The sequence below is a fragment of the Celeribacter marinus genome (genome assembly GCF_965656515.1).
Classification (GTDB): Bacteria; Pseudomonadota; Alphaproteobacteria; order Rhodobacterales; family Rhodobacteraceae; genus Celeribacter; species Celeribacter marinus_D.
The window spans coordinates 11,085-14,211 of sequence record NZ_CBFHKW010000012.1; the positions used below are offsets into that span (position 1 = coordinate 11,085).

A 3,127-nucleotide genomic window follows, 5' to 3' on the forward strand; every position below is an offset into this window, starting at 1 on the left:
ACAGCCCTTCATAGACTGTTACAAGATCTCCCACGTCAATCGCCAATGCATCGGCCTCCACGCGCGTGCTTGCACGGACTTCAACCCGTAATGCAAGTTTGTGTGCGAGGCGCCCCGTGGCGGCAATATTGCGATGAAACCGCGTGCGCTTTGCAATGGGGTAATCGGTCGGGGCCGATGTGACAAAAACGCCCGAGCCGCGGCGTGAATGTACTGCGCCACCATCGGACAGATCGGCCAAGGCGCGGCGTACTGTGTGACGGTTCACGCCGAACCGCATGGCCAGTGCTGCCTCGGTCGGGAGCTTGCTTCCTTCGGGATAGATCCCCTCAGCAATCTCGCGTAGCACGGTGGATGCGATGGATTTCCAGATCGGGGTGCGTGCCATTTGTCACTAAACCTTCATAACACTTGTCTTGCCGACTCCTGTATCGACTCTGTATTATTTGTATAGTTGTATAGATATATGGACAAGATGTCTAATGCCCGATTTGACCCGTGATCAAAAACAAAGACAGGCGTGGATGAGCCTGTTGGCCAAGGCGCCAGCGGCACGTCTCGCTGAACTAATGGACGCCGCCAATGTGCATCCTGCTTTTACTTGGCTGCAACCGCCCGAAGTCGGAGCTGTGATGGTCCGTGGGCGTGCGGGCGGCACGGGCGCGCAATTCAATATGGGTGAGATGTCCGTGACGCGCTGTGCTCTGACGCTCGGCAGTGGTGAGGTCGGACATGGCTATATCCAAGGACGAGACAAGGACCATGCACGCCGCGCAGCAATGATGGACGCCATGATGCAAACGGCGTTGTCAGCTAAGTTGCGCGCCTGTGTTCTCGATCCGATTGAAACCGAGATGGCGGCTACTCGTGAAAATCGCGCCCAAAAAGCGGCTGCGACAAAGGTTGAATTTTTCACCATGGTGCGAGGGGAAGACTAATGGAAATCCAAGCTCTAAGTGGCGGTTTCACCAATGCCCCCGTGCAGTCGGCTCACGCCTTTCGGGCGCTTTTGGAGGCTCTCGCGCGTCCAGGGACAATCCACAACATTCACGGCGCAAGCGGACCTGCGCCATTGTCGGCGGCAGCTGCAACGTTGATCCTAACGCTTTGTGACCCTGAAACACCGTTGCATCTTAGCGGCGCATTTGATTGTGCCGTTGTGCGCGATTGGGTGACGTTTCATACAGGGGCGCCTCTTGTTGGTGCGCATCATGCTGCGGTTGTTGTTGGTGCATGGGACGATCTCTCGGCGGTTGATCAGTTTGCAATCGGTACCGCCGAATACCCTGACCGGTCGACCACGGTGATCGTCGAGATGGACAGGCTAACCGCATGCGGGGCGGCACTGACTGGTCCAGGGATCAAGGACCGCGCGGCACTCAATCTTCCGCGCTCGGATGTCTTTGTGCGCAATGCCTCTCTTTTTCCTCTGGGCCTTGATTTCTATTTCACCGCGGGCACAAAAGTTGCCGGCCTGCCGCGGACAACCCGTGTCGATTTCGACGCTAAGGAGGTGCTGTAATGTATGTTGCAGTAAAGGGAGGCGAACGCGCCATCGACAACGCTCATGCGTGGCTTGACGAAGAGCGGCGCGGGGATACATCGGTTGCCGAATTGTCAGTGACACAAATTCGCGAGCAACTAACGCTCGGGGTTAATCGGGTGATGGCTGAAGGGTCGTTGTATGATCCCGATCTCGCCGCATTGGCGATCAAGCAATCGCGCGGCGATTTGATCGAAGCGATTTTCCTGATCCGTGCGTACCGTACAACATTACCACGTTTGGGCTACTCTCGCCCGATCGACACGGGTTCGATGATCTGCGATCGCCGCATTTCGGCGACCTTCAAAGATGTACCAGGGGGGCAGGTGCTTGGGCCGACCTTTGACTACACACACCGCCTACTGGATTTCAAACTGGCTGCCGAGGGCGGGCCCTGTGAGGCGGAAAGGCAGGCGAGTACGCCTGCGCAGATGCCCCGCGTGACGGACTACCTGAAAGATGAGGGGATCATTCAACCCGAAAATTCCTGTGACGCCACACCACCCGATATGACGCGCGCACCGATGCAATATCCTGCAGGGCGTGCGTTGCGCCTACAGGCCCTCACCCGTGGAGACGAAGGGTTTGTCTTGTCGATGGCCTATTCCACACAGCGCGGTTATGCGCGCAACCACCCGTTCGTAGGTGAATTGCGCATCGGTAAAGTCGCGGTTGAAATGGACATACCTGCACTTGGGTTTGCCATCGAGATCGGCGAGATCACCGTGACCGAATGCGAGACAGTGAACCAGTTTACGGGCTCCAAATCCGAGCCGCCCCAATTCACCCGTGGCTACGGATTGGTGTTCGGACAGACTGAGCGAAAGGCAATTTCTATGGCGCTTGTCGATCGCGCTTTGCGCTGGGAGGAACTTGGCGAAGACAACCTTGGCGCACCCGCGCAAGACGAGGAATTCGTTCTGAGCCACTCTGACAACATTCAGGCCACGGGCTTTCTGGAGCACATCAAGTTGCCTCACTACGTCGACTTCCAGTCCGAGATGGAATTGGTCCGAAAGCTGCGCCGTGAGGCCGTGGACATGCAAACGCAGGAGGCGGCCCAATGACTGACCAAGCCTATAATTTCGCCTATCTCGATGAACAGACCAAGCGGATGATCCGTCGTGCCATTCTAAAAGGCATCGCCATTCCGGGTTATCAAGTGCCTTTTGCCTCGCGCGAGATGCCCATGCCATATGGATGGGGCACGGGCGGGGTTCAGGTCTCTGCCGCCTGCTTAACCCCTGATGACAGGTTCAAAGTCATTGACCAAGGGGCCGACGATACCACAAACGCGGTCTCTATCCGCAAATTTTTCGAGACAACGGCGGGCGTACAGACAACCGAGAAAACGGCACAGGCCACGGTGATCCAGACGCGTCACCGTATTCCCGAGGCCCCACTGACCGAAGGGCAGATCCTCGTCTACCAAGTGCCTATCCCCGAGCCACTGCGGTTTTTGGAACCACGCGAGACAGAGACGCGCAAGATGCACGCCTTGGAAGAATATGGCCTTATGCACGTCAAACTTTACGAGGACATCGCGCGTCACGGCAATATTGCCACCGCTTATGCTTATCCGGT

5 protein-coding genes are annotated in these 3,127 nt (G+C 57.0%); 4 read left to right on the forward strand and 1 reads right to left on the reverse strand.

The window, feature by feature from the left end:
- A partial coding sequence (locus tag ACTG34_RS04495) for a GntR family transcriptional regulator (protein WP_439103809.1) occupies window positions 1-388 on the reverse strand: 388 nt, incomplete at its 3' end.
- A gap of 94 nt (window positions 389-482) precedes the next feature.
- Here ACTG34_RS04495 and phnG point away from each other — a divergent pair.
- The 4 genes from phnG to ACTG34_RS04515 form a co-directional block, all read left to right on the forward strand.
- Window positions 483-938: a phosphonate C-P lyase system protein PhnG gene (phnG, locus tag ACTG34_RS04500; protein ID WP_439103810.1), complete on the forward strand. Its 456-nt coding sequence runs from the start codon at window positions 483-485 to the stop codon at window positions 936-938.
- Window positions 938-1,522 (forward strand): phosphonate C-P lyase system protein PhnH, encoded by a 585-nt coding sequence (gene phnH / locus ACTG34_RS04505; RefSeq protein WP_439103811.1) that lies wholly within the window; start codon window positions 938-940, stop codon window positions 1,520-1,522. The genes phnG and phnH overlap by 1 nt, the downstream gene beginning before the upstream one ends.
- On the forward strand, window positions 1,522-2,610 hold the full coding sequence (locus tag ACTG34_RS04510; protein WP_439103812.1) for a carbon-phosphorus lyase complex subunit PhnI: 1,089 nt from the start codon (window positions 1,522-1,524) through the stop codon (window positions 2,608-2,610). Before phnH ends, ACTG34_RS04510 begins: the two co-directional genes overlap by 1 nt.
- On the forward strand, window positions 2,607-3,127 hold a 521-nt coding region (locus tag ACTG34_RS04515), incomplete at its 3' end, for an alpha-D-ribose 1-methylphosphonate 5-phosphate C-P-lyase PhnJ (protein WP_439103813.1). The genes ACTG34_RS04510 and ACTG34_RS04515, both read left to right, overlap by 4 nt.